This window comes from Metabacillus sp. KJ11-3, assembly GCF_055808295.1.
This window is the reverse complement of sequence record NZ_CM147865.1, coordinates 4,435,001-4,437,500: the sequence shown is the minus strand read 5'-3', so window position 1 is coordinate 4,437,500 and position 2,500 is coordinate 4,435,001. Positions and strand designations below refer to the sequence as shown.

Sequence of the window (2,500 nt, the reverse complement as noted above, 5' to 3'; positions counted from 1 at the left end):
TCAATCTAAGTTTATAGTAAGAGGGTTTCGAGAAACGAACAGTTCAAGGAATCGATTGAGGAGACACCGGAGCGTACTTCAATACGCAAGGATGTTGACGAATGAGATGACGCAGAAATGTGAAGTTTATCGGAAGCCGTAAACTATATTATTTGGTGATGATGGCGAAGAGGTCACACCCGTTCCCATGCCGAACACGGAAGTTAAGCTCTTCAGCGCCGATGGTAGTTGGGGGTTTCCCCCTGTGAGAGTAGGACGTTGCCAAGTAAGGACATATAGAATTGCTTAAAGCATTTCTAACCCGGAGGATTAGCTCAGCTGGGAGAGCACCTGCCTTACAAGCAGGGGGTCGGCGGTTCGATCCCGTCATCCTCCACCATAATATTCAATATATATACTATTTAAGCCGGTGTAGCTCAATTGGTAGAGCAACTGACTTGTAATCAGTAGGTTGGGGGTTCAAGTCCTCTCGCCGGCACCACTCATTATTATTAATGAGCCATTAGCTCAGTTGGTAGAGCATCTGACTTTTAATCAGAGGGTCGAAGGTTCGAGTCCTTCATGGCTCACCATTTACACACCGTGCGGGTGTGGCGGAATTGGCAGACGCGCTAGACTTAGGATCTAGTGTCCTTGTGACGTGGGGGTTCAAGTCCCTTCACCCGCACCATTAAGATTAGCGGAAGTAGTTCAGTGGTAGAACACCACCTTGCCAAGGTGGGGGTCGCGGGTTCGAATCCCGTCTTCCGCTCCAGTAAGTGCCGGGGTGGCGGAACTGGCAGACGCACAGGACTTAAAATCCTGCGGTAGGTGACTACCGTACCGGTTCGATTCCGGTCCTCGGCACCATGAAATTTAGCGCCCGTAGCTCAATTGGATAGAGCGTTTGACTACGGATCAAAAGGTTAGGGGTTCGACTCCTCTCGGGCGCGCCATAAAACGGGAAGTAGCTCAGCTTGGTAGAGCACTTGGTTTGGGACCAAGGGGTCGCAGGTTCGAATCCTGTCTTCCCGACCATTTCCACATTATATTTGGGGCCTTAGCTCAGCTGGGAGAGCGCCTGCTTTGCACGCAGGAGGTCAGCGGTTCGATCCCGCTAGGCTCCACCAAAAAAACTTTTAAAAAATACTTGCTTAATATTGTAAGTAATGATATTATATAAAAGTTGCATTTGATGATGATCTTTGAAAACTAAACAAAACCAAGCGTGCCAACGTTAATTTCGATTAACAAAAACGTACTATAATAGTACAAATTTTTTATGAGCTATATCAAACACTTTATTGGAGAGTTTGATCCTGGCTCAGGACGAACGCTGGCGGCGTGCCTAATACATGCAAGTCGAGCGAATCTGAGGGAGCTTGCTCCCGAAGATTAGCGGCGGACGGGTGAGTAACACGTGGGTAACCTGCCTGTAAGATTGGGATAACTCCGGGAAACCGGAGCTAATACCGGATAACATTTCGAACCGCATGGTTCGGAATTGAAAGATGGTTTCGGCTATCACTTACAGATGGACCCGCGGCGCATTAGCTAGTTGGTGAGGTAACGGCTCACCAAGGCAACGATGCGTAGCCGACCTGAGAGGGTGATCGGCCACACTGGGACTGAGACACGGCCCAGACTCCTACGGGAGGCAGCAGTAGGGAATCTTCCGCAATGGACGAAAGTCTGACGGAGCAACGCCGCGTGAACGATGAAGGCCTTCGGGTCGTAAAGTTCTGTTGTTAGGGAAGAACAAGTACCAGAGTAACTGCTGGTACCTTGACGGTACCTAACCAGAAAGCCACGGCTAACTACGTGCCAGCAGCCGCGGTAATACGTAGGTGGCAAGCGTTGTCCGGAATTATTGGGCGTAAAGCGCGCGCAGGCGGTTTCTTAAGTCTGATGTGAAAGCCCACGGCTCAACCGTGGAGGGTCATTGGAAACTGGGGAACTTGAGTGCAGAAGAGGAGAGTGGAATTCCACGTGTAGCGGTGAAATGCGTAGAGATGTGGAGGAACACCAGTGGCGAAGGCGACTCTCTGGTCTGTAACTGACGCTGAGGCGCGAAAGCGTGGGGAGCGAACAGGATTAGATACCCTGGTAGTCCACGCCGTAAACGATGAGTGCTAAGTGTTAGAGGGTTTCCGCCCTTTAGTGCTGCAGCAAACGCATTAAGCACTCCGCCTGGGGAGTACGGTCGCAAGACTGAAACTCAAAGGAATTGACGGGGGCCCGCACAAGCGGTGGAGCATGTGGTTTAATTCGAAGCAACGCGAAGAACCTTACCAGGTCTTGACATCCTTCGCTACTTCTAGAGATAGAAGGTTCCCCTTCGGGGGACGAAGTGACAGGTGGTGCATGGTTGTCGTCAGCTCGTGTCGTGAGATGTTGGGTTAAGTCCCGCAACGAGCGCAACCCTTGATCTTAGTTGCCAGCATTAAGTTGGGCACTCTAAGGTGACTGCCGGTGACAAACCGGAGGAAGGTGGGGATGACGTCAAATCATCATGCCCCTT

Annotated in this window: 9 tRNA genes and 2 rRNA genes (1 of these 11 only partly in view); all 11 read left to right on the top strand. The window is 50.8% G+C overall.

What is annotated here, in order from left to right:
- Positions 1-151: 151 nt before the first annotated feature.
- A 5S ribosomal RNA gene (gene rrf / locus AC0L8O_RS22180) occupies positions 152-267 on the top strand.
- Positions 268-303: 36 nt separating this feature from the next.
- Positions 304-379, top strand: a tRNA-Val gene (locus AC0L8O_RS22175).
- 26 nt (positions 380-405) lie between these two features.
- Positions 406-481, top strand: a tRNA-Thr gene (locus tag AC0L8O_RS22170).
- A 15-nt stretch (positions 482-496) separates the two neighbouring features.
- Positions 497-572 (top strand) — tRNA-Lys (locus AC0L8O_RS22165).
- 12 nt (positions 573-584) lie between these two features.
- Positions 585-670: transfer RNA gene (locus AC0L8O_RS22160), tRNA-Leu, on the top strand.
- A 9-nt stretch (positions 671-679) separates the two neighbouring features.
- Positions 680-754 (top strand) — tRNA-Gly (locus AC0L8O_RS22155).
- A gap of 6 nt (positions 755-760) precedes the next feature.
- Positions 761-849: transfer RNA gene (locus AC0L8O_RS22150), tRNA-Leu, on the top strand.
- Positions 850-858: 9 nt separating this feature from the next.
- Positions 859-935 (top strand) — tRNA-Arg (locus AC0L8O_RS22145).
- A gap of 5 nt (positions 936-940) precedes the next feature.
- Positions 941-1,017: transfer RNA gene (locus AC0L8O_RS22140), tRNA-Pro, on the top strand.
- Between the two features lie 16 nt (positions 1,018-1,033).
- Positions 1,034-1,109 (top strand) — tRNA-Ala (locus AC0L8O_RS22135).
- A 171-nt stretch (positions 1,110-1,280) separates the two neighbouring features.
- Positions 1,281-2,500: ribosomal RNA gene (locus AC0L8O_RS22130) — 16S ribosomal RNA — on the top strand; it runs 330 nt beyond the window's last position.